The 22390-nt window shown below is 49.1% G+C and carries 30 protein-coding genes; 5 read left to right on the top strand and 25 right to left on the bottom strand.

Annotation, left to right across the window (positions count from 1 at the left end):
- Nucleotides 1-33 precede the first annotated feature (33 nt).
- Nucleotides 34-771 (top strand): hypothetical protein, encoded by a 738-nt coding sequence (locus ACL2XO_RS05100; protein ID WP_413742307.1) that lies wholly within the window; start codon nucleotides 34-36, stop codon nucleotides 769-771.
- A 127-nt stretch (nucleotides 772-898) separates the two neighbouring features.
- Here the strand turns inward: ACL2XO_RS05100 and ACL2XO_RS05095 are convergent, their stop codons facing one another.
- Both ACL2XO_RS05095 and ACL2XO_RS05090 read right to left on the bottom strand, forming a co-directional pair.
- Nucleotides 899-1057, bottom strand: coding sequence for a DNA methyltransferase (locus ACL2XO_RS05095; RefSeq protein ID WP_413742306.1), 159 nt, complete (start codon nucleotides 1055-1057; stop codon nucleotides 899-901).
- Between the two features lie 15 nt (nucleotides 1058-1072).
- Complete coding sequence (locus ACL2XO_RS05090) at nucleotides 1073-1636, bottom strand: DNA-methyltransferase (protein ID WP_413742305.1); 564 nt, start codon at nucleotides 1634-1636, stop codon at nucleotides 1073-1075.
- 235 nt (nucleotides 1637-1871) lie between these two features.
- On the opposite strand from ACL2XO_RS05090, the gene ACL2XO_RS05085 reads away from it, so the two are divergent.
- The gene (locus tag ACL2XO_RS05085) at nucleotides 1872-2267 is read left to right on the top strand and encodes a S24 family peptidase (protein ID WP_413742304.1); all 396 of its coding nucleotides are present in this window, start codon (nucleotides 1872-1874) and stop codon (nucleotides 2265-2267) included.
- A 113-nt stretch (nucleotides 2268-2380) separates the two neighbouring features.
- Here ACL2XO_RS05085 and ACL2XO_RS05080 read toward each other — a convergent pair whose 3' ends face one another.
- From ACL2XO_RS05080 to ACL2XO_RS04990, 19 genes are all read right to left on the bottom strand, one after another.
- The gene (locus tag ACL2XO_RS05080) at nucleotides 2381-3010 is read right to left on the bottom strand and encodes a tail fiber assembly protein (RefSeq protein WP_413742303.1); all 630 of its coding nucleotides are present in this window, start codon (nucleotides 3008-3010) and stop codon (nucleotides 2381-2383) included.
- Nucleotides 3010-4212: a phage tail protein gene (locus ACL2XO_RS05075; RefSeq protein WP_413742302.1), complete on the bottom strand. Its 1203-nt coding sequence runs from the start codon at nucleotides 4210-4212 to the stop codon at nucleotides 3010-3012. The genes ACL2XO_RS05080 and ACL2XO_RS05075 overlap by 1 nt, the downstream gene beginning before the upstream one ends.
- Nucleotides 4209-4817, bottom strand: coding sequence for a phage tail protein I (locus tag ACL2XO_RS05070; RefSeq protein WP_413742301.1), 609 nt, complete (start codon nucleotides 4815-4817; stop codon nucleotides 4209-4211). Before ACL2XO_RS05070 ends, ACL2XO_RS05075 begins: the two co-directional genes overlap by 4 nt.
- Nucleotides 4810-5718 (bottom strand): baseplate assembly protein, encoded by a 909-nt coding sequence (locus ACL2XO_RS05065; RefSeq protein WP_413742300.1) that lies wholly within the window; start codon nucleotides 5716-5718, stop codon nucleotides 4810-4812. The genes ACL2XO_RS05070 and ACL2XO_RS05065 overlap by 8 nt, the downstream gene beginning before the upstream one ends.
- 2 nt (nucleotides 5719-5720) lie before the next feature.
- Nucleotides 5721-6071 carry a GPW/gp25 family protein gene (locus ACL2XO_RS05060; protein ID WP_413742299.1) on the bottom strand — a complete coding sequence of 117 codons (351 nt, stop codon included), beginning with the start codon at nucleotides 6069-6071 and terminating at the stop codon, nucleotides 5721-5723.
- Nucleotides 6068-6700 carry a phage baseplate assembly protein V gene (locus ACL2XO_RS05055; protein WP_413742298.1) on the bottom strand — a complete coding sequence of 211 codons (633 nt, stop codon included), beginning with the start codon at nucleotides 6698-6700 and terminating at the stop codon, nucleotides 6068-6070. The genes ACL2XO_RS05060 and ACL2XO_RS05055 overlap by 4 nt, the downstream gene beginning before the upstream one ends.
- Before the next feature lie 112 nt (nucleotides 6701-6812).
- On the bottom strand, nucleotides 6813-7028 hold the full coding sequence (locus ACL2XO_RS05050; protein WP_413742297.1) for a retron Se72 family effector protein: 216 nt from the start codon (nucleotides 7026-7028) through the stop codon (nucleotides 6813-6815).
- On the bottom strand, nucleotides 7025-8203 hold the full coding sequence (locus ACL2XO_RS05045) for a reverse transcriptase family protein (RefSeq protein WP_413742296.1): 1179 nt from the start codon (nucleotides 8201-8203) through the stop codon (nucleotides 7025-7027). Before ACL2XO_RS05045 ends, ACL2XO_RS05050 begins: the two co-directional genes overlap by 4 nt.
- 644 nt (nucleotides 8204-8847) lie before the next feature.
- Nucleotides 8848-9291, bottom strand: a complete 444-nt coding sequence (locus ACL2XO_RS05040) for a phage virion morphogenesis protein (RefSeq protein ID WP_413742295.1) — start codon at nucleotides 9289-9291, stop codon at nucleotides 8848-8850.
- Nucleotides 9284-9751, bottom strand: coding sequence for a phage tail protein (locus tag ACL2XO_RS05035; RefSeq protein ID WP_413743033.1), 468 nt, complete (start codon nucleotides 9749-9751; stop codon nucleotides 9284-9286). The genes ACL2XO_RS05040 and ACL2XO_RS05035 overlap by 8 nt, the downstream gene beginning before the upstream one ends.
- A complete protein-coding gene (gene lysC / locus ACL2XO_RS05030; RefSeq protein ID WP_413743032.1) occupies nucleotides 9681-9956 on the bottom strand; it encodes an Rz1-like lysis system protein LysC in 276 nt (91 codons plus the stop codon). The genes ACL2XO_RS05035 and lysC overlap by 71 nt, the downstream gene beginning before the upstream one ends.
- Complete coding sequence (lysB, locus tag ACL2XO_RS05025) at nucleotides 9853-10272, bottom strand: Rz-like lysis system protein LysB (RefSeq protein ID WP_413742294.1); 420 nt, start codon at nucleotides 10270-10272, stop codon at nucleotides 9853-9855. Before lysB ends, lysC begins: the two co-directional genes overlap by 104 nt.
- Before the next feature lies 1 nt (nucleotide 10273).
- Nucleotides 10274-10786: a lysozyme gene (locus ACL2XO_RS05020; RefSeq protein WP_413742293.1), complete on the bottom strand. Its 513-nt coding sequence runs from the start codon at nucleotides 10784-10786 to the stop codon at nucleotides 10274-10276.
- Nucleotides 10767-10976, bottom strand: a complete 210-nt coding sequence (locus ACL2XO_RS05015; protein WP_413742292.1) for an HP1 family phage holin — start codon at nucleotides 10974-10976, stop codon at nucleotides 10767-10769. Before ACL2XO_RS05015 ends, ACL2XO_RS05020 begins: the two co-directional genes overlap by 20 nt.
- A 3-nt stretch (nucleotides 10977-10979) precedes the next feature.
- A complete protein-coding gene (locus ACL2XO_RS05010; protein WP_413742291.1) occupies nucleotides 10980-11183 on the bottom strand; it encodes a tail protein X in 204 nt (67 codons plus the stop codon).
- Entirely contained in the window at nucleotides 11183-11656 is a 474-nt protein-coding gene (locus tag ACL2XO_RS05005) for a head completion/stabilization protein (RefSeq protein ID WP_413742290.1), read from the bottom strand. Before ACL2XO_RS05005 ends, ACL2XO_RS05010 begins: the two co-directional genes overlap by 1 nt.
- A gap of 94 nt (nucleotides 11657-11750) precedes the next feature.
- A complete protein-coding gene (locus ACL2XO_RS05000; protein WP_413742289.1) occupies nucleotides 11751-12416 on the bottom strand; it encodes a terminase endonuclease subunit in 666 nt (221 codons plus the stop codon).
- The gene (locus ACL2XO_RS04995; RefSeq protein ID WP_413742288.1) at nucleotides 12413-13630 is read right to left on the bottom strand and encodes a phage major capsid protein, P2 family; all 1218 of its coding nucleotides are present in this window, start codon (nucleotides 13628-13630) and stop codon (nucleotides 12413-12415) included. Before ACL2XO_RS04995 ends, ACL2XO_RS05000 begins: the two co-directional genes overlap by 4 nt.
- A 53-nt stretch (nucleotides 13631-13683) precedes the next feature.
- On the bottom strand, nucleotides 13684-14541 hold the full coding sequence (locus ACL2XO_RS04990; protein ID WP_413742287.1) for a GPO family capsid scaffolding protein: 858 nt from the start codon (nucleotides 14539-14541) through the stop codon (nucleotides 13684-13686).
- A gap of 146 nt (nucleotides 14542-14687) precedes the next feature.
- Between ACL2XO_RS04990 and ACL2XO_RS04985 the strand changes: the two genes are divergently transcribed.
- Both ACL2XO_RS04985 and ACL2XO_RS04980 read left to right on the top strand, forming a co-directional pair.
- Complete coding sequence (locus tag ACL2XO_RS04985; RefSeq protein ID WP_413742286.1) at nucleotides 14688-16451, top strand: terminase ATPase subunit family protein; 1764 nt, start codon at nucleotides 14688-14690, stop codon at nucleotides 16449-16451.
- Nucleotides 16451-17527 (top strand): phage portal protein, encoded by a 1077-nt coding sequence (locus ACL2XO_RS04980; protein ID WP_413742285.1) that lies wholly within the window; start codon nucleotides 16451-16453, stop codon nucleotides 17525-17527. The genes ACL2XO_RS04985 and ACL2XO_RS04980 overlap by 1 nt, the downstream gene beginning before the upstream one ends.
- A 142-nt stretch (nucleotides 17528-17669) precedes the next feature.
- Here ACL2XO_RS04980 and ACL2XO_RS04975 read toward each other — a convergent pair whose 3' ends face one another.
- From ACL2XO_RS04975 to ACL2XO_RS04965, 3 genes are all read right to left on the bottom strand, one after another.
- On the bottom strand, nucleotides 17670-18371 hold the full coding sequence (locus ACL2XO_RS04975; RefSeq protein WP_413742284.1) for a DUF2290 domain-containing protein: 702 nt from the start codon (nucleotides 18369-18371) through the stop codon (nucleotides 17670-17672).
- Nucleotides 18368-20455, bottom strand: a complete 2088-nt coding sequence (locus ACL2XO_RS04970; RefSeq protein ID WP_413742283.1) for a DEAD/DEAH box helicase — start codon at nucleotides 20453-20455, stop codon at nucleotides 18368-18370. The genes ACL2XO_RS04975 and ACL2XO_RS04970 overlap by 4 nt, the downstream gene beginning before the upstream one ends.
- Before the next feature lie 302 nt (nucleotides 20456-20757).
- Nucleotides 20758-20979, bottom strand: a complete 222-nt coding sequence (locus tag ACL2XO_RS04965) for a hypothetical protein (protein WP_413742282.1) — start codon at nucleotides 20977-20979, stop codon at nucleotides 20758-20760.
- A gap of 970 nt (nucleotides 20980-21949) precedes the next feature.
- On the opposite strand from ACL2XO_RS04965, the gene ACL2XO_RS04960 reads away from it, so the two are divergent.
- Nucleotides 21950-22159, top strand: a complete 210-nt coding sequence (locus ACL2XO_RS04960; RefSeq protein WP_413742281.1) for a hypothetical protein — start codon at nucleotides 21950-21952, stop codon at nucleotides 22157-22159.
- Between the two features lie 15 nt (nucleotides 22160-22174).
- Here ACL2XO_RS04960 and ACL2XO_RS04955 read toward each other — a convergent pair whose 3' ends face one another.
- A complete protein-coding gene (locus ACL2XO_RS04955; RefSeq protein WP_413742280.1) occupies nucleotides 22175-22339 on the bottom strand; it encodes a hypothetical protein in 165 nt (54 codons plus the stop codon).
- Nucleotides 22340-22390 lie beyond the last annotated feature (51 nt).

The raw sequence follows: 22390 nt of genomic DNA, 5'->3' as shown, positions 1-22390 counted from the left end.
AAATATTACTTAACGGATTTAGGAGATAATTTTGTGGAAGATAGTGATGTCGATCAAGATATTATAGATAAAGTATCGGCCATTAGTCCTTATTTAGTGTGGGGTAAAAATGGTATAATTGATAAAATTATGTTTTGGCTAGTTTTAATTCCAATTGTAGTAGGCGCTCTGCTTGTATTATTTTATATATTTAATGATGTATTAAAAAAACCTCTTCCACAGATGTTTGGATTTATCATGAATTATCTTGACTACCGTACCGTGGCAATAAATTCTTTAATTATTTATGCATGTGTAGTCTCGCTATTTTTCATTTTTTTATCGTGTTGCCATGGAGTAGATGTTCTATCTCGTGGTAGGAAAAATAATGAGGCTAGACATAATTATACTCTGATAGTACAAAATAGTAAGCTGAGTGCTTTTGAACTAAACACCATGAAAATCATTGTCAGTGTAAACTTGGCTAAAACGAGTAATGAAATAAAATATTATATAATGACGGGCGCCATGTTTGTATTTCTAATATCATCATGGCCTACCTTGTCAATTTTTTTAAAATTAGATGCCCAGCATTTTTTTGATGGCATCCCATTTCCTATATTATTATCTCTTTCATTATTTTTTTTATCAATTGTCATTTTATTTGGTGTTTTTATTGAAGTACAAAGGAAAAATACTTATGCATTAAGTATCCTTGAATCAGCGATAAATTACAAAAAACAAGATATGAAAACATTTTCAAAATTAAAAATAATGCAAAATAAATATTAAATTTTATATGTTTGTAAATAGTTTCAAAGACTCTTCAGCTCGGATGAAGTGAACATGAAATTCTCTCCACCACAATATGGTTGGTATAAGTTTTAATCTTAATAAAAAAAGACAATCCTGCAATTTATTAACTCTTCAGAGTAAAATTCTCCAAGCGCTCACACGAAATATCGAAATACTCCTGACTCATCTCGATCCCAACAAACCGATACCCCAGACGCAACGCCGCCACACCCGTTGACGCGCTGCCCATAAACGGGTCGAGGATCAGCCCGCCCGGCGTCACCGGCTTAATCAGTTGCTACATCAGTTCCACCGGTTTTCCGGTCATGTGCAGCTTTTCCGACGGAATAACCCGCTTTGCAATCAGTCCCGGCCAGGGTCCGCCATGCCGGCATTTGGGCAAGGTACCGACACTACCCCATACCACATATTCACATTGATGGCGAAAGTAGCCGGTGTGCGGCGCACGGCTGGAGGCGGTCTTGTCCCAAGGCACCAGACCGCGCCAGATGTATCCCCCGGCCTGCAACACATCCGTCAGGGTAGGCAACTGCCGCCAGTCGGAAAAGACCATGGCGTACCCGCCGGGTTTCACCAGTCTGCGGGTTTGGCTTAGCCACTGCGTCATCCAAAAAGACCAGGAGCGTGCATCTCTGTTATCGCCAAAAAATTCATGATATTTAGTACTGTTGAGGTATTTATCACCCGGCAACCGGGCTCGGGCGCTGTGGTGCAGACCGCCGCTGCTGTACGGCGGGTCGGTTATCAGGGCGTCCACCGGTTCATTTAGCTCACGCAGGATGTCCAGGCTGTCGCCGCAGTAAAGCGTTGCCGAGCCGATGGTGTGTTGCTGAAAAGGCATGCTGACCTCAAAGAGTGGAGTATCGGCCAAGCATACGGAACGGGTGATAAGCCGTCTTGGGGGACGCGCCGTGGCAGGTTCAGGACAACAGCGATGCGGTCAAATTGACACATTTATTTTTTCAACAAAACCAGATGGTTTCGACGGTTCGACTGTTTAAAGCTTAAGCAACGCTTCACAAACGCCTGTTTATATCATAGCCTGTAATTATATACAGTGATATGAGATAAAAACTATGGCCTTTCCTTCTCCCGCGCAGGATTATTTAGAAAACCGTGCCAGCCTGGACGCTGCCTGTATCCGTCATCCGGCCTCCACCTTCCTTATGCGCGTGTCACAAGGCGCGCATCGGGTCGGCATTTTCCCGGATGCCCTGCTGGTTGTGGACAGGTCATTAGCGCCCGTGGACGGCAGTATCATCGTGGCCGAAATAGGCAGCGAATTCGCGTTACGCCGGGTGCGGCTCTATCCGGTGCGCGGTCTGGAAAAATTGGATGGCTCTAATGACATCACCCTTTATGCCGAGGGCGAGGAGGTGATGGGCGAAGAAACGATTTGTTGGGGCGTGGTAACCCATGCGGTGAATGATATGCGCACCGGGGAATGTGACGATAATCCGTGCTTGTTTTGACCTGTAAAGTATGTCCGCCCGCCGATTTGAACGGGCTGATTGGAATACAGGGCGGTTTATGGCCTTCAAAAAATGGGCCGGATTAAACCGCCGTTGCTATTTTCATGACGTTTTTACTCAGTGCCGGCTCCCGGCACCGCGGGCCAGATGACGGACGGCGCCTTTGCGGTATCTACCCGGCACAGTAAAACGCTGTAGGTCTCCCATTGCATCAGCCGTGTTTTTTCCTCCGGGGTGGCAATGCCTAATTTCACCGCCCGCGCCAGGGCGGTAATCTGCCGGTCCGCCTGCTCGGTGAGGTCGGTTTTTTCTTTTTCCGCGTGGGCTATCACGGCAGCCCTTTGTGCCTGGATATCGGTTTTCCAGCGCTTGCCGGTCCAGATATCATAATCGGTGGCGGGCGCCAATAAGGTTAATGACGGCGGCAGTTCACCCGGTTCGGTAATCACAAGGGCTTGGCGAGTTGCCGTTTCATATGCCGTCTGGCCGCGATAATCCGGCCGGGTCACCCACGCGCTGCCGTCTTCAGTGCGCAAGATGGCGGCGTTATTTCCCGGTAACGTCGGCGCGTCTTGATAACCGTGCTCCGGTAAGCCAATGCCCAGGGGCAAATATTCCATGGACGCATGGCAATATTCGCGGGTTAAAGGATGTGCGCCATAGACGGTTATCCAGCCGGCCTGCTTGGCAAGGCCCTGTTCATTTAATACGGCTTGGGGAATGTTCAATGAATAGTCGGCCATTACGCTGCCCTTGTGATGTAATTATAAAAAGTGATTTCCGGGCCATCGGTACTTAAAAACATCTCTTTGTACTTAACGCCCGGGACCGCCTTGGAGACCCAAACCGGGTCCTGTATCTCGCTATCCGGATTATTATGCGACCCACTGTCGCCGGAGGATCCAACGACTTCGACACTGTTATATTTCAATGTGGTCATGACAGGCCCTGTATAAACGCTACTTTGCGTACACAATATTGCGAAGTCTTTACCGGGGACACGGTCACCGTACCATCCGCGAATAAACTGCCCCCGCAGGTCGGGTATTCTTCCCCTGGGGTAGGCTTTTGCCAGCGCCGGATAACGTTGTTTATCAAAATAGGCGCCATTGCAATTTAGCCAGCCGTCGGGAGGGACCGCCTGGGTCCAGGGCAACGGTATTCCCGCCAGCTCATCAACCGCGATGGCGTTAACATCCTTGGCGCTCAGGGTGTCTTTTTGCGCCAACTCACCCAGGCCAAGATGGTGACGAGCGGCAACCGGGTCGCCCAGCATTTTCGCCAGGTTGTCGGCGATGCCCAGCGCCAGGTCGTTGACCTTTTTCAGCGCGCTGGCCGTCGCGGCAACCGTGTCGCTGCCCGAATCAATGTCGTTGCATAATTGAACTACGCCTTTGGCCGTCAGGCTGGCATCCGCAAGGTCGTAAGATTTGCCATGCTCCAACATCTCCCGGTGAAGTTTCTCGGCCAGCCGCTTAAGTGCATCCGTCACGAATTGACGTGAGGCCAGCACCACCGACGGGTCGATTTTCAGGTTGACCGCCTGGGTATGGCTGACGATTAACATTAAACGCACAATCTGCGTGCGTCCGCTGCCTTCCTGCAGCCGGGGTTTGTAGGTTTCGGGGCAGTTGGCGATGGCAATTAAATCGCCGTCGCTGTCGAATAAGCCGATTTCCCGTATCCAGAATCCGCCCTCGTTTTCCGGAATGATTTGCTCGGCGATAATCTGGTTGGGGTTGTCCGCATCCACAAAGAGCGAGTTCAGCGGCGCGCGTCGCTGTTCATGAATTAACGTGGTCATCGCCGGGTCGGGGGTGGGCAGGCTTCCGCCGCCGTCGCCCACCGCCAGATGGGTAAGTTCAAGCTTGGTGCCCAGGGCAGCGGCATTGGCGAGTTTTGCCGCCCCCTGCTGTGTGAGCAGCGCAAAATATTTGATGGTCATAAAGAGACTCGTAGCGTGTCGATAAGATGCACCCCAACGCCGGTGACATACTGGCCGGCCACGGTAAGGGTGTCGGGAAAATAGGGATAGACGGTCAGTTCATCGCCGTCATAGCTCGCGGCGCTTACCGAGATAATGCCCGGTGTCTCCAGATGCACGGACAGTCCGGTCAGGTGGCGACTGACCGGCTTGGCATCATTAACCAGGCGCAACAGTTCGCTGTAAATCTCCTCTGTGATGCCGGTCTCCACCATGCCGACATCCAGGCGGAACGTGCCGGGGACATCATCGGTCTGCCACCATTCCGTCACCTGGATAAGATAGCCGAGCGGCTCCACCACCCGGCGCAACGCGCCGATGGTGCCTTTGTGCTTATGAATAAAAAACGAGGCGCGCACCACGGCGCGCTTGGCCTCTTCGCTCCAGCTTTCGTCCCAGCGGTCCACGGAAAACGCCCAGGCCAGATACGGCAGCAGCGGCAGCGGGCAGGCGTCAGGATTCCACAAAGTGCGAAGCGGCACGGCCAGTTCTCCCAGCCGCGCACAGGCCTCGGCGGCGGCCACTTCGAGCTGACTGGAACCCACCGGCAGCAAGCGGTTACGCATCGGCACCGCCCAGGGTAATCTCATAGCCCGTACAATAGGCGGCCTGGGTTTTATCCAGCACTACATCTTCCACAGGGAGCGATATTTCGACGCGCTCTACCCCCTCCACATGCAAGGCGGCATTAAGCGCCGAGCGGCGGATGTTACGACCCAAGCGTCGCTTTTCGGTTATAAAGGCCGTTAAGCGTTTTTCCGCCGCGTCCCGTACCGGTCCCGCCTCCGGGCCGGGGAAAAGATAGAGCGTGGCATCGATACGGTAAGGGATAATTTTCGCTGATTGCACCGTCACCCGGTCGGCCACCGGGCGGACGTCTTCATCATTAAGCGCCGCTGCAACCACGACCAGCAGCTCTTCCGATGCACATCCGTCGCCCTCCCGCGACAGGATGGATATCGTCACACAGGCCGGCGACGGGCTGATAGCCGACGCATCCGCCACCCGACCGTCGGCGCTGCGGGCGTGATATTCATACGCGCCGGTGGGCCCGGCCACGCTCAAACCCTCAAAGGCCTGCGGCGTGCGCAGGCGCAAATCGGTATCGGACTCATAGAGTGCAGCCATCGGCGGCACCGCCACCCCATCCGCGGGCTGAACCAGCAGACGGGAGACGTTAAAATTCGCCGCCATCTGGTCCAGGTCAGGCCCGTTGGCGTAAGCCACCATCACCGCCTGCGCCGCCTCGTTAATACGCTGGCGCAATATCAACTCCCGATAGGCGTTCTCTTGCAATAGCTTAACCATCGGTTCGGACTCCAGCGCCAGGATGCGGGCGATGGACGCCTGTTGCTCGGGCGGATATAGGGAAATCAACGTGGCCTTGCGTTCGGCGAGCAACGCCTCGTAGTCCAGGGTTTCGACCACTTCGGGTGCGGGTAATTGACTCAGGTCGATGGAGGGCATGGTCAGCTCACCGGAATGGATAAAGAAATATCAGCCTTGGGACTGACCGTGTTGCCGGACAGTTCCACCACCATCTTGCCGTCATAGGTCGTGGCAAAGGTTATACCGGATAAGGAGACACGCGGCTCCCATCGCAAAATGGCGCTGTAACACACCGCCATGATTTGCAGACGCAGGGCGGCGTTTTGCGGCTGGTCTATCAACTCGGACAAGAGCGAGCCATAGGCCCGTCGCATGGGCCGGGAGCCGATGGGGGTCATTAAAATATCGGCCACGCTTTGGCGGATATGGTCAATGTCCGTCAGCGTACGCCCGTTGTCGCGGTTCATGCCCAGATAGGTGGCGTTGTTCATAACGGACCGCCCGTCGGCCCGTGCACACCCAAATGGGTATGGGTATGCACCACCACACCGTTGGAAAACAGGCTGCCGCCGCTGTGGGTCAGATTGCCGGTGATAGTGCCGCCTTGCTGAATGTCGAGGGTCTGGGCGGTGAGCTTTTGGGTGCAGATTACCTCGGGCGTGTCCAGGGTGATGCGGGTGGAAGCGGTGCAGGTAATTTGTGGGGCGGTGACGGACACGTATTCATCGGCGTTGATGGTGGCGGTTTTCATGCCGGTGGCTACCAGTGCGCCGGTTAAGGGTTCGTACTCGATTATTGCACCATCCGGGAAGGCAATATGGATGGCATCGGCGGAAGCGGACGGCGCGGGGAATTTATCGGAAAAAATGCCCGGCAGAACAAAGGCTGTATCGAGTTCGCCGCCGAGGGACAGCACCAAAACTTGCTCGCCAATGGAGGGTGCCCACCAGGTGCGGGTACGACCGGCGCGTGGGGTCAGCCAGGGGAGCCAGGTTGTTGTGTTGTTGCCAATCGAAGCACGACAAGTACCATCAACAAGATTTATGTGGCTTACTGTTCCGATATTCTGAATATTTCTAAGTTGGCGCTGCACATCGTATGTCTGAATTAATTTTTCCATAATATAGCTTGAGAGAAAAAAATCATATTTTCAATATGGAATTGGGTTGGTGCGAGATGGTACAACGAGGTTTTGTAAGAAATACGGAAAAGAACTTATCTTTTAAACTATCTCAGCCAATTTTTGTTACCTGGTAAGCCCTCGGCCCTCTGGGCTGCATTTTTATAACGAATCTCACATGGTCACCACCATGAAGATATTTATCACCTCCTACTATCTCCTCATAGAAGAAAAATACATCTTTCCCTTTTTCTCGAGTTATGAAACCAAAACCCTTGAATGAGTCGAAAGTTTTAATAATGCCAAACTCAAAAGTATCATTAATCATGTCCAGAATTCCTTTTTCGATGGTAGGTTCGCAAAATGTTTTTTTAATCTACGTCTCCATGAGGTAGATAATCCATTGTTATTTCTCGATAAAATCGATAATCGCGAATAATTTTTATTTATCCTTTCAATTTGCCCAAATGAATACTGTTTTGAATTGTCTAATCGCAATAGACTTTTACAGTCATGTATTATTTTTGCTTTTGCTCGATCATCGTATAAGGGCAATATCTTTTGCAGTCTCTCCCTCAATGCCTTATGATTGGATTGATCTAATCGATGAAGTTTTGCAACTAAACCGGAAACTTTATTCCATATAGTATGATACTCTTCTGTATAGGGAGATTTTTCGTATTCTCTTTCGCAAATATATACCATTAATCTTATATATCTACGATTACTTCGGCGAGCCTGAGGTTTATTTTTACCTATCCATAGGCCTGTGACCTCGAAGCCACCAGACGAGTGTCGATATAATTCAACTTTAGTTTTTCCGTCGTTTTGTTTTAAATCATGCTTTTTAAATAAGCCAATCACTCTCTTAACGCTTTGGTCAATAATGATTTGGGGCAAGATATTTTCAGAAGATAAGGTTACATCATCTAATAATCTAGTATAGGTTATGCCTTTGTTTCTAAATCCTGAGACTAACGAATATTCTGAATTAAAGAAAACAAGATTTGCAATGTATGACGATGTGCAAGCCCCTTGTGGAACCTTATTTTTGAAAGTTGTCAAAGTTGTAAGAAGATTACAAACATTATCAGGAAATTTGAACAGATACTTATAAATAGCAAAAACTTTGTCAGACGCTATGTTATCATAGAATGATTTAATATCAAGACTTATCAATGTTTTTGTTTTATTAATAGAGTGTGCCTTGGCATTTTCCACATAATCTCTTTTATTAATAGGGTCTTTAATCCCCCCATGTAGATATAATGGATAATCTACATTTTCAAAAATTCTTTTATTAATTCTCTTTTGTAATTTTTTTAATTCATATTTTGGCTCATAAACCGTTCTTTCTTTATTTTTGGAGGGGACTACAAACTCAGTATAGGAGTTATCAACATTGTTCGAAATTCTCTCAAGCATTCCTGGATGTATACCTAAGGTCTTAGCAAGGACCTCTATTGATGCAATCGCTTGATGAGGATAATAAGGCTTGTCCATAAAATACCTTATTTAAAGTATCGAAAATGGTTAGAAGTTAATTACTAAAAAAGACAAGAAGCTTATCTATAGTAGTAACCAATATGGGAATAGCAGTAATTACCGCTATCCACAATTTTGTATTGTTAGAGTCAACTTGCTTATTCGCTTCATTTCCCTCTAGGGAATACGTCGCTAAGCTCTTATTAAAATTCAATGCCATTTTAATATTTAACGAAATTTTCATCATTACGTCTCCAGCGGTTATCATGCATATGCATGGCCAGACCAGAAGACTAATCATCAGGATAAATATATTGACTCTAACAACTTCTAACCTTTTACGCCAGACAACTGTCGTTATATTTTGCGGTTTATATGGGGCTAAATTCAAAGCGACATATAAATCCAAAAGACTCCCACATGGCCGGTCATGATCCTTTGTTAAGGATCGCCTTTCGGCATCGATATCCTGAATAATGGCATTTTAAAGAGCAGCAACAGGCGTCTACACCTGTGATACAGCAAGATCATAATAAACTTGTTTACGATGAATGCAACCAATGAAATGATAAATCTATAATCGATAAATGTGATCTTATGACGATTTTCAATATGTCATTATCATTTCATCTGAAAAAAAAGAGTTTTTATGATTTTCTTTCTTAAAAAAACCTTTCCATGGTTTTTTCAACTTCAAAAAAAATGTGTTTATCAAAACCAAACAAATTGCGATGAGGATAACTAATTATTTTTGTCGACGACTTATTTTTTTCGTCCAATCCATAATGATGCACTCCCGCCATCCCTTGCACCCTGTCGGTAAACTCAACCACCGCGCTATCCCTATCACCCTTCGCCTTCATATACCGATTAGTCCGCAGCTTACAAAACATCTCCCTCTTAACCCGCCCTTTCTTTTTCCGTAGCAGCTGTGGCTTACGTGGCGCATAGGTCGTGCCATCCGGTGCCTGCTGGCGTTTGATGCGCTGCTGCTGACTGGCGCGCAGCTTTTTAGCGATTGTTGCCGCCATGGCCTTGCGCGTCTGCGGACTTAGCGCGGCAATCAGCCCTTCTAGACGCTGGTCAAAATGTTCTAGTTCATTCATGCCAACGGCTTACCAGTTCGTTATGGAGATAAAGCGCCATGGGCCGGGTGATGTCTTCCGGAAGCGGCGGCTCCGGAACATGGTCAACGTGCAGCGCGCCATTAAGCTCCTTCACAATCACCCGCTCGGTCAACTGCAGATCGATACTGATATCACTCAGGGTATCGCTTAACACATCCACCTTGAAGGTGAAGCCGGTTTGCCGTTTGTGCTCGGTGGCCATAATGTCCGGCTGATTCTCCCGCAACCAGGCCAGCACTGGCACCATAATCAGGTCCGCGTCCCCGGCGTAATCGGTGATCACCAGATTAAGCTGGTACTGATATTCAAACGACAGCGACGGCGCCAAGGTGGAGACGATGCGGCCATTGTCGATAAAGAGATGCAAATTATCGGGATTGTTTTGTAGCAGTAGGACACTGGCCGTTAGTGCCTGGCGCAGTTGCGCGGGTTTGAGCATCATGTTGTTCCTGGCATTGTTTTACCGCCTCCACTTGTAGGCCGCAGGCCAGCAGCGCGGATTCCAATTGTCGGATATCGGCGCTTAAATCGCCGTTAGTTTTAGGTCGGCTCGCCGGTATCGGGCAACTGCTCACCTTCGGACAGCCAACGTAGATAATCTGCGGCGCTGGCAAAGGCCGGTCGTTGGTGCAGGCGGATAGCAGCGTCAGGCAAAGCAGCGCTATACCATTCGCGCAGGGTTTGATTGTCATTAAGCAATTTTTGTATTTGTTGTTCATGTTTTTGCGCCAGGCTTCCTGCGGCGGTGAGGGAGTGGCGCAGGGCCAGCTCGGCTTGGGCCTGGTCTTGCGCCTCTTGTTGCAAGCGCGAAATCACCCTATCGCGGCTTTCAATACCGTCCGAAAGCGCGTCTACAATGCGAGATTGCTGTCCCAAGTTGTTATTCTGCTCGGCCACGAACCAAAGCAGCGCGGCGATGAAAATGGCCGCCGACAGGAGCATCGTATTTAGCAGACGCACATCAGGCCCCGCTCAGGCATAACGCCATTTCAGCTTTGCGGCGGCGTTCCAGGCCCGCCGATCTAATCCCATTCACATATACCCACCGGGGTAACTGAAGGCAGGCATTTCGCCACTGTGATTCTTTGACAAAAAAAGCCATCGCGGAACCGCAGGCGGCGCGCACGCCGACGTTAAAGGCAAAGGCCACCACCGCGTCATACACCGCCTGCGGCATCTTAGTGACCGGCATGCAACGAGCAATACCTGCTTCTACTTTCAACACATCGGCTATCAGGTTGACCGCCGCCTGACGTTCCGTGATGGATGAGTTTGGAAGCACGCTCTCGGTGTGGCCGATGCCGTTGGTCCAGACACCGGCGCGACACCGATAAGGCGAGAGCTGGCAGCCTTCAAAATCGGCAATCAGCCGAAGCCCAACCGGGGAGGTATGCAGCATTTTAAACTGCGGCTGCAATGCGGCGAGTGCCAGGATGGTAACGGCTGCGCAGCGCTTAACGGTTGAGTTCGTCATACGCTCTCCGGCACAGTCCATTGCGAGCCAACAGCTGATAACTTTTGCGGCGGTAGTACCAATTAACGAAAAAAGTACCGACACCCACTGCCGTGCCGACTAAAAACGCCATATCCTGCGCTGACATTCTCCCCAACCAGGCCAGGGTAACGGCAACGCAATAGGCAAAAGCCGAGGTGATTCGCTCCATGGTTCAGTCCCATAATTGAAGGCTTTCCTTAACCGCTGCATTGGGAATATCGGGCAGTTCCAACGCGGTGCCGTGGGGCAGGATAGCCCCCAGATCCGCCAGGCCCGCATTGACGGCGAAGACCTGCTCAACCACCCCTTGCGTGCGCCCATAGCAACGCCAGCAAATAGCGTCTACCGTATCCCCTTGCAGCGCATAGATTTTCATTACAGCAGCCCGATAATGCAGTGCCGTTTTCCGGCCACGTTGCTGATACTGATACGCGCATCGCGCCACAGATCATCAATGCGGCTTTCCATCTCTTCGGCCTTTTTGCCACCGTGGGCGCTGGCGTCATAGCCCCGATAACGCTCGGTCAGACTGGCGGCGGTGATGGCACTGACGGCGCGGCGATACTCGGATAGCTTGATGCTTTCCCCGTCGATGTGGTCCGCCGGCACGTCCTCCAGCGTAGTGAACCCGAGGGTCATTTGTTCCTTGCGGTACTCCCAGAGTTCGGTGTTAACCTCGGCGATGGCGCTTTTCAAAGCGTGACGTAAGCGCAAAGGCGTAATGGTGCCTTCATAACGCAGAATGTCGCGCATCATTGCCGGATCCACCGCGGGCCAGAAAGAGGTGTTTTGTATAAGCGGCTCGGCCTCAGCGTCCGGGCGCGGCGCGGGTATCACCAGTGACGACATAAATCCCTCAAATAGGTGGGCGGTGAACGACCGATGTTGATAAGGGCAAAGTACTATCGCTATCAGTCGTGCCGCCCGGCGCGGGGCGCGTTCGTTAAGCCGACCGGGGGGCGGTATTGCGCATTAGCCGCTCCAGTCGCTCGATATCCTTGATAACGCCGCAGCGACTATGTAGCTGCAACGCCCTTTTCAAATGGTCTAAAGCCCGTTCTGACCTACCCTCGTCGCGTAACACGTAGCCGATGATTTTATGCAGCTTGGCGCGCACCTGGTCGGGCATGTCCTCGCTATCGGTCAGCTCCAGCGTCATCAGCAGATGATCCGCATTGACCGGCTCGCCCGCCGTGTGGGCACGGATAGCCGCCTCGGCGACATCCTCCGCCAGCAGATAAGGCGTGGGCCGGGTAAAGGTCTCCGGCGTGACCAGCTTGTATCGCAGGGCATAACGCGCGATGTCCAGCGCGCCGGGGATATCCCCCGCATCCAGTCGCCAAATCATAACGGTCATCAGGATGGCATCCTGCGCGCCGCGTCCATGCTCCAGCACGCCGGCCACCCATGGCACGTAGTCCGGCAGCATCTGCCGTTTCAGCTCGGCCTTACGCTCCTGGGAGCGTACCTGCTTGAGTTTGCGTCTATCCTCGTTGAGCTTAAGCAGCATCAGCTCGTAGCCGGTGGCATGACGCAACGGGTCATCCACACGCTGCGCGGCCTCAATCGCGTTCTGGCGCAGCACATGACGGCGAGCGGGGCTTATCATGCCTTGGGCCTCGGGCCGGTTGTGGCCGAGACATGGGCGTTGGCGTTGGCGTTGGCGTTGGCGTTGGCGTTGGCGTTGGCGTTGGCAGCAGCCTGTACCGCCGCCACGGTTGCGGTGGCAAGCGCCTCGTAATCAATCACCGCGGCGGACTTGGCCGCATCCGGCTCCTTCGCTTTTTCCTGAAAGTCGAGCATGTCGATATTTTCAATCAGCCCGCCGCAGGCGTAATCCTCGATCACAAAGTCCTCGTTAATGGACTCATAGTTTTCAATGCGATCACGCTTCGCCACCTCATCAATCAGGCGGCGATGGGTGCCTTCCTGCCAGTAGATGGACAGGTTATCCAGGCGGGTGATCATTAGGGCATTGGGCGGGAAATACGGCACCCGCACCGCAGGCAGATTACCGATGCGTCGCTGGCTGACAATCAGGTCGGCGGCAAGGGTTTCGGTATTGGGCTGGGTCTGGTTTACCAGGGGGAAGTATTTATCCGCCAGCAATTGGCGGCCGCAAATCACCACCAGTTCCGGGTCTTCCTGATACCAGGGGGCAATCAGTTGGGTGGTTGCGTCCATCACCAGGGCGTCAAGATTGGCATAATCGCCGCCCTCACCGACGCGTATGCTTTCGGAAACCGTGCCGTCCTCGGCTGTGATACTGCTCATCACTCTGGCCGGGGCATTGTCGCGGTACTTATGCAGCCAGCCCACCGCCACATCCTGCAACAACGGGTTAGCCAGTCGATTGGAGGTCTTGGCCCGGCTCACGCCGTTAAAGCCTACCATGATACGGTCAAGCGCCTGGCGTTTGACAATGGCATCGCGCAGCCGGGCCTGGAAGTCCTGGTAACGCGCCCACAGGTCAAGGGTGTTATAGCGGATATGAAAATCGTAGTTCACCTGCTGGCAGAAATATCCTTCCGAATCCAGGGTGGCAAAATCCGCCGTCTCGCGTTCGTCACCGGCGGCGGTGTCGGTGGTGCTGGCAATGGAGCCGGATACGCCGATGCCGATTTTCTCCCCTTTCATTTCCGCCACCGGCACAATATTGATGCGGGTCAGAAATTCCGATGATTCCTGGGTGCGAGTCATCAGGGTTTGGGTCACGTTCGGTTCGACGCTGAACTTTTTGTTCAAGTCATTGGCCCCTACCCCGTTTAGTTCGGCAAGACGGGTCAAAAAAGTATTGAATTTAAAGCGGGTGGTGGTTTTCATTGAGTTTCCTAAACAGGGAATGCGAATAATCCATTGCCCTCACACGACTGGATTTAGCAGTCGGTTAATACCTCGTCGGGCGCTTCACGACCGCCGGTCGCCAGCGGGCGGCGAGACTGATAGTGGCAGTCGGTTTCGGTGAGTTTGGTAGTGAGCGCGGTGACTCGGTTATGGTCGGCCACCACCGATTGTTCCAACGCATCAAGGCGCTCGGTGAGGATGGTTTCCAACGCGCTTAGCTTGGAGTCCTGCTCGATAGCGTTGAATTGAACATGCTCGGCCACCGCCTCGACGGCTTTATGCATGTCGGCCAAGCGGGCATCATCGGTGGCTTGTCTGCCGGTAAGCAGGCTTTTAACGCGGGAAAATAGCGACTGTCCCGGCTCGGCCACCTCTTCAAATTCAAGAGCCACTTCAACCGCTGCCGTAAACAGGTTGTCCGGCGATGCTTTTCGGCCTGCCAGCGGGTTGCATTGCGCACTGGCGCTAAAGGCCAGCATTTCATTGCCGAGGCTGGCCGGATCATCAGTCACCGCCAGGCCGACCAGATAGGCCTTACCACTATTGGCAAAGTTCGGCTGCACTTCCATAGAGGTATAGATTTTCTGCCGTGACTGATTGAGCAACAGCAAATCGTCGGTGGGGGAAATTTTGGCGAATAGCGCCCATTTGCCGTTCAGTACCGAATCATCCGCGATTTGCTCGGCTTTAAGTGCCAGCACGTCGCCATAACGACGAAACACGCCGTCGGGCAGCAAGCCCTTGAGGTGCTCCAGGTTGATGCGGCAACCATAGACGCGGGGGTCAAAGGTCTCGGCCATTTGCTGGATATCGTCGGCGTTAATCATGCGTCCGTCGCAGGTATCGCCTTCGACGCCGATACGGAAAAATTTCGATACTTTCTTTGCCATCGCAACGGCTTCCTTTGCGGGGGTTAATCAGATTAGGGGTAGTGTCCAGGGATAGCGGGAGGGCCACAACGCATCAGGGTTGTGGTTAGGCTGGCACAACAGGCGGCACAGGCGCGGGAGCGGGCGCGTCGCGTAGCCTTAGCGCCATGATTACAACACCGGCCACTATCATTAGCGACCCACGGCGACAGGCGGCCCTGCTTTACTGGCAGGGCTTTTCCGTGCGCCAGATTGCCGAAACGCTAAACCTCAAAGCGCCCACCGTACAGAGCTGGAAACAGCGCGATCGGTGGGAGGCGGTCGCGCCTATTTCACGCATCGAGACCAGCTTGGAAGCGCGGCTAATACAACTCATCATGAAAACGCAAAAGGAAGGTTGCGACTATAAAGAGATCGATCTGTTAGGCCGACAAATTGAGCGCCTGGCGCGGGTTAATCGCTACAGCCAGACCGGCAACGAGGCGGATCTCAATCCCAACGTGCGCAACCGCAATAAAGGTGAGCGCAAACCGCCGGAAAAGAATGTGTTTAGCGACGGGGCGGTGGCGCAGCTCGAAACCCTCTTCCACGAAACGTCCTTTAATTATCAAAAAGGCTGGTATCAGGCCGGGCTGCAACATCGCATCCGCAACATCCTTAAATCTCGCCAAATTGGCGCGACGTTCTATTTTGCCCGCGAGGCGTTGCTGGACGCGCTGACCACCGGGCGCAATCAAATCTTTCTTTCGGCCAGCAAGGCCCAGGCACATGTCTTTAAAAACTACATTATCGATTTTGCCCGCATGGTAGAGGTTGATTTAAAAGGCGACCCGATGGTGCTCGGCAACGGGGCCAGGCTGTTTTTCCTCGGCACCAACGTGCGCACCGCGCAGAGCTACACCGGCAACCTGTACCTGGATGAATATTTCTGGATACCGAAGTTTCAGGAGCTGCGCAAAGTGGCGTCGGGTATGTCGCTGCATAAAAAGTGGCGCACCACCTATTTTTCCACCCCGTCAAGCCTGGCGCACAGCGCGTACCCGTTCTGGTCCGGAGAGCTGTTTAACAAAGGACGCGGCAATAAGGCCGATCACGTCCACCTAGATTTAAGCCATAGCCACTTATCCCAAGGTGCGCTTTGCGCTGACGGCCAATGGCGACAGATTGTAACGGTTGAAGACGCGCTTACCGGCGGTTGTAACCTGTTCGACCTGGATCAGCTCTCCCTGGAATACAGCCCGGCGGAATATCAAAACCTGCTCATGTGCGAGTTTGTGGATGATAAGGCGTCGGTATTCCCGTTCGCCGAGTTGCAAAGCTGCATGGTGGACAGTCTGGAAGAATGGGAAGACTTCAACCCCTACGCCCTCCGCCCGTTTGGTTATCGCCCGGCGTGGATTGGTTACGACCCGTCCCACACCGGCGACAGCGCGGGATGTGCAGTCATCGCGCCGCCCCTGGTGCCCGGCGGCAAGTTCCGGGTGCTGGAGCGCCATCAGTGGAAAGGCATGGACTTTGCCGCCCAGGCTCAATCCATCAAAGAGCTGACCGAACGGTATGTGGTGGAGTATATCGGTATCGATGCCACCTCCATTGGTCAGGGCGTATTCCAACTGGTGCAGCAGTTCTTCCCGGCGGCACGGGAAATCCGCTACACGCCGGAAATCAAAACCGCCATGGTGCTCAAAGCCAAGGATACCATCACAAGCGGTCGTTTGGAGTATGACGCCGGTCATACCGATATCACCCAATCCTTTATGGCAATCCGCAAAACAATGACCGCCAGCGGCAACCGCTCCACCTTTGAGGCCAGCCGCAGCGAAGAGGCCAGCCACGCCGATGTGGCCTGGGCCATTATGCATGCGCTTCTCAATGAACCGCTCACCGCTGCCAACGGTGGTCACAGCCCCAATATTCTGGAGTTCTATTAATGAGCCAACGCAAAGGCCGTCGAGCCAGCAAACAAGCCTCGAAGATTACCGCCGCGCCGAAAGGTGTTGCACAGCATGACCATGCTGAAACAAAGCATAAACAGGTTGATTTAAAGCAGGCCCAGGCGTTTAGCTTTGGCGAGCCGATCCCGGTACTCGACCGGCGGGAAATCCTGGATTTCATTGAATGTACCGGCAACGGCAAATGGTACGAGCCGCCCATAAGTTTTGACGGCCTGGCCCGCAGCCTCAGGGCCGCAGTGCACCACAGCTCGCCGATATACGTAAAGCGCAATATACTGGCCTCCACTTATATCCCCCACCCTCTATTAAGCCAGCAAGAATTTAGCCGCTTTGTGCTGGATTACCTGGTATTCGGTAATGCGTTTCTGGAACTTCGTAAAAATCAGCTTGGCGAACCGCTACGCCTGGAATGTATACCAGCCAAATACACACGCCGAGGCGTGGAACCGGACACCTACTGGTTTGTGCAACAAGGGAAACAGCCGCATAGGTTTGAAACCGGCAGCGTATTTCATCTGATTGAGCCGGATATTAACCAGGAGCTGTACGGCTTGCCGGAATATCTTAGCGCGCTGAATTCCGCCTGGCTTAACGAGTCGGCCACCTTATTTAGACGCAAATATTACCAGAATGGCGCGCATGCCGGATATATCCTCTACATGACCGACGCGGCGCAAAGCAGCAGTGATATCGACCAAATGCGTAAGGCCATGCGGGACACCAAAGGACTGGGGAATTTTCGTAATCTGTTTATGTATGCTCCGAACGGCAAGAAAGATGGGATACAGATTTTGCCGCTTAGCGAGGTGGCGACCAGGGATGACTTTTTTAATATTAAAAGGTCCAGTCGGGATGATTTGCTTAGTGCACATAGAGTACCGCCGCAGATGATGGGGATCATACCGGATAATGTGGGAGGGTTTGGGGATGTGCAGAAGGCGGCGGAAGTTTTTGTTAGAAATGAACTGACACCATTACAAGAAAGGATGAAGCAAATTAATTTATGGGCAAATGACGATATTACCACATTTAAATCATATGCTTTAAATTAATAGATTTAATATTTTTTAAATACGCAGTTATATTACACTAAATATTTATATCTGCATTTTAATTATCATTTATAAAATAATGCACAATCATAAAATGACGAAAATAAATTTATGAGAAAACATCATCATTTAATTCAAAACCTCATACCAAATACAATCTCTTTTCTTCAAGATCATCATCCCAAAAACGCTGATCCAAATGGCTAACCATTCCTAAATTTACTTTTATAGTCGCTAACATCTCAGGACTTAAAATATCTTCTTTATATAATTTAACCCAAGCTTTGGGATAAAAGGTTGATATGATAAACGCCGTGAATGCTAAAGGCGACAAAATTCTTTTTACTGGAATTCTTGAATCATTTTCATAACCAATATGAAGATGATGCGCAGGGTGATCTATTGGCTTATGCTGATTGGGATGTTTATCTAATCTCACTGGCGTATGGCTTTTATAATGAGCGGTTGTCTCAACATATTTTTCATATGAAACTCTAAAATCATCAGAAGATATATACTGCTCTTTTTCTTCAATACTAAAAATATCCCAGTGTTCGCCAAGATCAGAATAGATAAAATCTTCTTCAGTTGGTATATTAATTGGACACATGATGTATCTAAAACTTGACTCTTCAAAAAGAATCAAACTTTCATCCTCAAGTTTAATATGATACCAAAAACTTTTATTGTACTTTTCCCAATATTCCCTATAGGGTAATCCTTTTACTTGGGAAACATAATTTAGCGGTAATTCAACAGAACCATTAGAAGTGCCTAATAGTCCGGCTTTGTCAACTAAATCAACTGAACCTTCTATATCAGAAAATTCTCTATGAACGTTCATTTTCGCCCCTTTCTGCTAGCTTGCTCTTTCATGTATTCTTGCATTTTTTCAAGACTGCCAAAACGGTGAATCATTGCTTCCAGGTCACTTAACTCTTTAGTAGATATTTGCTCAGCATGTTTAATATCATATTCAATTTGCTCAGCTTCTTTGGCTGTTGGATATTTAAACTTTATGCGGGGGGATTTATCTAATGCTTCATCAATCTCCCTTTCTAAGCATATAGTACTTTCACCTATGCCACTCAAATACAGCCATCCTTTAGTTCTTGTCATGGCTGTAAATAATAAATTACGATTCTTAATATTGAGATTATGGCATAAAAAATCCGTACCTAAAACATACACAGAATAAGCCTCATTGCCCTTAGCTTTATGTACTGTACTTAGAGTCACTCTTCCCTTCACTTTAAAATCGTAAATAGATATTTTTTCGGCATGAATATTATTAGTCGATATGTCGCGAGAATTAAGAATCTTTGTTAATTTATTAAAATAATTACTGCAGTGATAATCGTCAGCGCAAATCACTAATATATCTTCAGGCAAAAGACCTTCCGATCTAATATCATTTTCAATTAGCGCAACAACTTTACTCAATTCTTCATCAATATCTCTACATCGGAAGTTATAAGTAACAAGTTGTCTTTTGTCTTCGTCTGATAGCGTTGGTGATTTGCTTACGTCTCTTAGGACCTCTATATCCTCTGATTCTTGAAATTCGCCATCATCGCGCGACACTACTGTATATCCTAAATCTCGCCAATATCTAACTGATTCAATTTTTTGCACTTGTTTTCCATATACGCCCAAACCAATTGCATGAGCGCTTACTAGAATAGCCAATGGAGTCCTGTAGCAAACTTCAAGAAACTGGTCTTTAACAAACTCGGTTCCATCATCAAAAATGTCTTTGGCGGTAGGAGTCTTTTTCTGAAATATATTCTGGAAAACATCTGCCCCAAAGCAAACTTGTTTATTTCGAGCAAGTTTTGTACATAAGCGTAAAAAATGCACACCATAGTCTTGAGCTTCATCCACGAAAACATAATCATATAAAGGAGTTATATTAATATTATCGAGAAGCTCTTTGCATGCATACTCAAAAGCATCACCCCCTATAGGACTAGCTGATTGGGCTGCTGGAAAAGTTAAAAAAGGGTAACCGAAAGCCTCACATGCTTCATAGTAAACACCAGAGTTAGATCTGCCCCCCCATGAATGCATTACATTGACTCTGTCAAGATTCGTTGAGTCATCATGAAATTCACGGTAAAATCTTTGGATGAGACGTGTTACATGCTGATAAAGACTTTTTGTACTGAATGTATAAAGTATAGTGGCTTTTTTAGTTTCGTCTCGGATTAATGTTTGCGCAACCTTCATTGCAAGAATGACAGTTTTACCCGAGCCAGCAAGCCCCCTTATCCTTTGCGGACCATTTAAGGCGGGTATATATCCCTCCTGCTGATCCCTATCAAACATAAGGATTTTTGACTCTGCATCGTTAATTTTTACTGCCTTGGAGTCAGGGGGTAAAGTGTCAATTTTTCTGTCTTCTGGTTTTAAAAGACCTTTAGCGCCTTGGATAGTCGAAATAGTCTCGGAGAATATCACTTTCGGAAAAATTTTATCAAAAGAATTTATAGTACCAATGAGCTTTCTTTCCGTTGTAATAATTGTATTGCGTAAAAAATCAAGATTAACATTCTCTTCATCAATTGATGGAGCATATAATAAGGAATGTACCGGCAAATTGAATCCCATCATCCCGTTTCTTAACCGATCATTCCTAATCAGTCTTGATACAACAAAGCCAGCTATCCGCTCGAGGCTTCTATCGTCTTTTTTTAACTGCTCAATATTATAATTTGTAGCACCCGTAGAATAAAATACCACCACGCCATAAGTGGGGCTAATTAAAAGAATCTGAGAAATTACCAAGTTATCATCATCACTTTTATACATTGGAAAATCGAAAAATATTTCAGCATCGTCAAGATGGAGTTCTGACCTTTCCAATATTCTGACTAAGGATGATACCACGGAGTTACTTAGATCAAAACCCTTCGGGTTAACATTCATATCAACTCCATGAGCTAAATTTCTCAAAAGATTAAGAAAAATTATTCCTTTTCCTGATCTTTTTCAACCCAATAGGAAGATAAATAAATTATTAACAAGAAAATCATTACTTTAGGATTTTAATGTCATTAATGTGGACTATTTCACAGATTGCGCGCAATGCTATTCCCTCCTCGCCTGCCCGCTTTACCGGTCACATTTCATGCACTCGCCTGATCCAACGCGACCCACACCAGCGCAGGTGCTCAGCAGGATGCTAACATAGCGGCTCACCATGCAAATCCACGCGCCCTATGCATGCATCAACCGATTTTGAGATAGGTATTGAGATTATGCCGTCCCTCGGCGATTAACCTCATTCCCTTAGCAACTCGTGCCAAGTAAGTATTGGCCTCTTCCGGCGTTAAATGTATCCCCCTGGCCCGGGCTTGCTCGATCAGGTCGGCGGTACGGATGCGTTCGCCTTTAACCCCGACGCAAACCGCATGTATGAAGGCTTCGCTTAACTCTTTTTCTCTTATCATTTTCAGCACTCACCCTACGGTAAAGGCTACCCAAAGTTAGCCAACCGTTTTTGTCTCAACATTCCAGCAAGAAACATCATCGTTATAAGTCCGCCATGACAGCTAGACGGGGTAATACTGAGGACCGTCCCTAACCTTTTCATAAGGGCCAACCCCTGCTCCGCCATCATGACCAATGCATCTCCTTGCCTTTATCGCCACATCCGCCGATTGTTAATTAGCTAGGCGATGCGTTCGTCACGTTTCAGGACGACGAATTTTGTCGCGAAAAGGGTTCATTCTTCCCTTTGTCGTTATACTGTATTTTTATACAGTATTCAAGTCGCACCAACTGCCGCGATCCAGCTTGCTATAAAATCATCCTCGACTTGATTGTCATCCCAGGCCGAAAAAATTTATTGTTTCAAGGGAGAGAAGTCAGAATAAATGTCTGAAAATACGGGAAGAAAAACTGCTGAAACCCTCGTGCTTACCCCTCCATTTTTTCTTAAAAAAAGGTGAAAATAAAATGGCTAAAGCTAGGGCAAAAAAGCAGTTCATGGAAAAATAAACATACATAACTACATGATTAATATAATATATTATACCTTTTGTAACCTTCTTTTTACTTGCTTTAGCAAAAAGCATTAAGTTATAGTCACCCCGCACCACTTGTGGTGCAGGGAACTCTCACTCCCAAACGTCGACAGTGACATAATATCTTTATGGTATTATGTCCTTTTTGAAGTAATCATTGATGACGGTGCCGTTTGCACCGTTTGAAATTTATCAATGGTGGCTCAATCCGGGCAGCATTTATGCTGGCCGTGCAAGCTGTTGACGTCGGTAGTGAGATCCCGTTTTGGGCCACCGCCATTGATATGCATTTACAGGTGGCGCTAATCAACAGGGTCGCCGTAATTGTACTCCGCACTATGCCCAGTCCGGGTTACTCCCTTCTACGGCACCTCTGAAAACGGAGGCGTTAAGCATGGAAAACCTTTTTGACCCAACAACATCCACCTATGATGATGTTAATTGCCAATGCAGGGCATTGGCTTACGCAGCTTACAAAATTTCCGAAGAAGATATTAGAGAAATGCTGCTTTTCACCTTACTTGAAAAGCAACATCATTTAGAAAAGCTTCATCCCGGTTATGTCAAACCACAGCAAATTAATTCATGGCATGATAATGAATGAATATGTAGTATAGACTTATTCAAAATAATATGAGGGGTTTTTCAAAAGCCCCCGCATAATATCAGCAATGAAAATTAATACGCTTTCACGGTCTTTGGCGGTACTCCCCTCTAAAACAGCAAGTCTTGCAATTATTTCAATACGTTCAAAAATTAATGCTTGTTCGAACCGATGATCCATTAAATCACTCCCTTAACATTTTGCTGTTTGTACTTACATAACATATTATAA

Source organism: Sodalis sp. RH15, from assembly GCF_047324255.1.
Taxonomy (GTDB): domain Bacteria; phylum Pseudomonadota; class Gammaproteobacteria; order Enterobacterales; family Enterobacteriaceae; genus Acerihabitans; species Acerihabitans ligni.
Note: the sequence above shows the minus strand (reverse complement) of the source record. Positions and strands in the feature narration are given on the sequence as shown.

Excerpts from the sequence above, each read along its gene's own strand:
- ACL2XO_RS05090 (WP_413742305.1), bottom strand. The coding sequence starts at position 1,636 with ATGCCTTTTCAGCAACACACCATCGGCTCGGCAACGCTTTACTGCGGC.
- ACL2XO_RS04995 (WP_413742288.1), bottom strand. The coding sequence starts at position 13,630 with ATGAAAACCACCACCCGCTTTAAATTCAATACTTTTTTGACCCGTCTT.
- ACL2XO_RS05035 (WP_413743033.1), bottom strand. The coding sequence starts at position 9,751 with ATGCTCAAACCCGCGCAACTGCGCCAGGCACTAACGGCCAGTGTCCTA.
- ACL2XO_RS05045 (WP_413742296.1), bottom strand. The coding sequence starts at position 8,203 with ATGGACAAGCCTTATTATCCTCATCAAGCGATTGCATCAATAGAGGTC.
- ACL2XO_RS04970 (WP_413742283.1), bottom strand. The coding sequence starts at position 20,455 with ATGAATGTTAACCCGAAGGGTTTTGATCTAAGTAACTCCGTGGTATCA.
- ACL2XO_RS05020 (WP_413742293.1), bottom strand. The coding sequence starts at position 10,786 with ATGACGAACTCAACCGTTAAGCGCTGCGCAGCCGTTACCATCCTGGCA.
- ACL2XO_RS04955 (WP_413742280.1), bottom strand. The coding sequence starts at position 22,339 with ATGGATCATCGGTTCGAACAAGCATTAATTTTTGAACGTATTGAAATA.
- ACL2XO_RS04990 (WP_413742287.1), bottom strand. The coding sequence starts at position 14,541 with ATGGCAAAGAAAGTATCGAAATTTTTCCGTATCGGCGTCGAAGGCGAT.
- ACL2XO_RS04980 (WP_413742285.1), top strand. The coding sequence starts at position 16,451 with ATGAGCCAACGCAAAGGCCGTCGAGCCAGCAAACAAGCCTCGAAGATT.
- ACL2XO_RS05070 (WP_413742301.1), bottom strand. The coding sequence starts at position 4,817 with ATGCGTAACCGCTTGCTGCCGGTGGGTTCCAGTCAGCTCGAAGTGGCC.
- ACL2XO_RS05015 (WP_413742292.1), bottom strand. The coding sequence starts at position 10,976 with ATGGAGCGAATCACCTCGGCTTTTGCCTATTGCGTTGCCGTTACCCTG.
- ACL2XO_RS05055 (WP_413742298.1), bottom strand. The coding sequence starts at position 6,700 with ATGGAAAAATTAATTCAGACATACGATGTGCAGCGCCAACTTAGAAAT.
- ACL2XO_RS05080 (WP_413742303.1), bottom strand. The coding sequence starts at position 3,010 with ATGGCCGACTATTCATTGAACATTCCCCAAGCCGTATTAAATGAACAG.
- ACL2XO_RS04975 (WP_413742284.1), bottom strand. The coding sequence starts at position 18,371 with ATGAACGTTCATAGAGAATTTTCTGATATAGAAGGTTCAGTTGATTTA.
- ACL2XO_RS04960 (WP_413742281.1), top strand. The coding sequence starts at position 21,950 with ATGGAAAACCTTTTTGACCCAACAACATCCACCTATGATGATGTTAAT.
- ACL2XO_RS04965 (WP_413742282.1), bottom strand. The coding sequence starts at position 20,979 with ATGATAAGAGAAAAAGAGTTAAGCGAAGCCTTCATACATGCGGTTTGC.
- ACL2XO_RS05065 (WP_413742300.1), bottom strand. The coding sequence starts at position 5,718 with ATGCCCTCCATCGACCTGAGTCAATTACCCGCACCCGAAGTGGTCGAA.
- ACL2XO_RS04985 (WP_413742286.1), top strand. The coding sequence starts at position 14,688 with ATGATTACAACACCGGCCACTATCATTAGCGACCCACGGCGACAGGCG.
- ACL2XO_RS05040 (WP_413742295.1), bottom strand. The coding sequence starts at position 9,291 with ATGAATGAACTAGAACATTTTGACCAGCGTCTAGAAGGGCTGATTGCC.
- ACL2XO_RS05050 (WP_413742297.1), bottom strand. The coding sequence starts at position 7,028 with ATGATTAATGATACTTTTGAGTTTGGCATTATTAAAACTTTCGACTCA.
- ACL2XO_RS05005 (WP_413742290.1), bottom strand. The coding sequence starts at position 11,656 with ATGTCGTCACTGGTGATACCCGCGCCGCGCCCGGACGCTGAGGCCGAG.
- ACL2XO_RS05085 (WP_413742304.1), top strand. The coding sequence starts at position 1,872 with ATGGCCTTTCCTTCTCCCGCGCAGGATTATTTAGAAAACCGTGCCAGC.
- ACL2XO_RS05000 (WP_413742289.1), bottom strand. The coding sequence starts at position 12,416 with ATGATAAGCCCCGCTCGCCGTCATGTGCTGCGCCAGAACGCGATTGAG.
- ACL2XO_RS05075 (WP_413742302.1), bottom strand. The coding sequence starts at position 4,212 with ATGACCATCAAATATTTTGCGCTGCTCACACAGCAGGGGGCGGCAAAA.
- ACL2XO_RS05060 (WP_413742299.1), bottom strand. The coding sequence starts at position 6,071 with ATGAACAACGCCACCTATCTGGGCATGAACCGCGACAACGGGCGTACG.
- ACL2XO_RS05010 (WP_413742291.1), bottom strand. The coding sequence starts at position 11,183 with ATGAAAATCTATGCGCTGCAAGGGGATACGGTAGACGCTATTTGCTGG.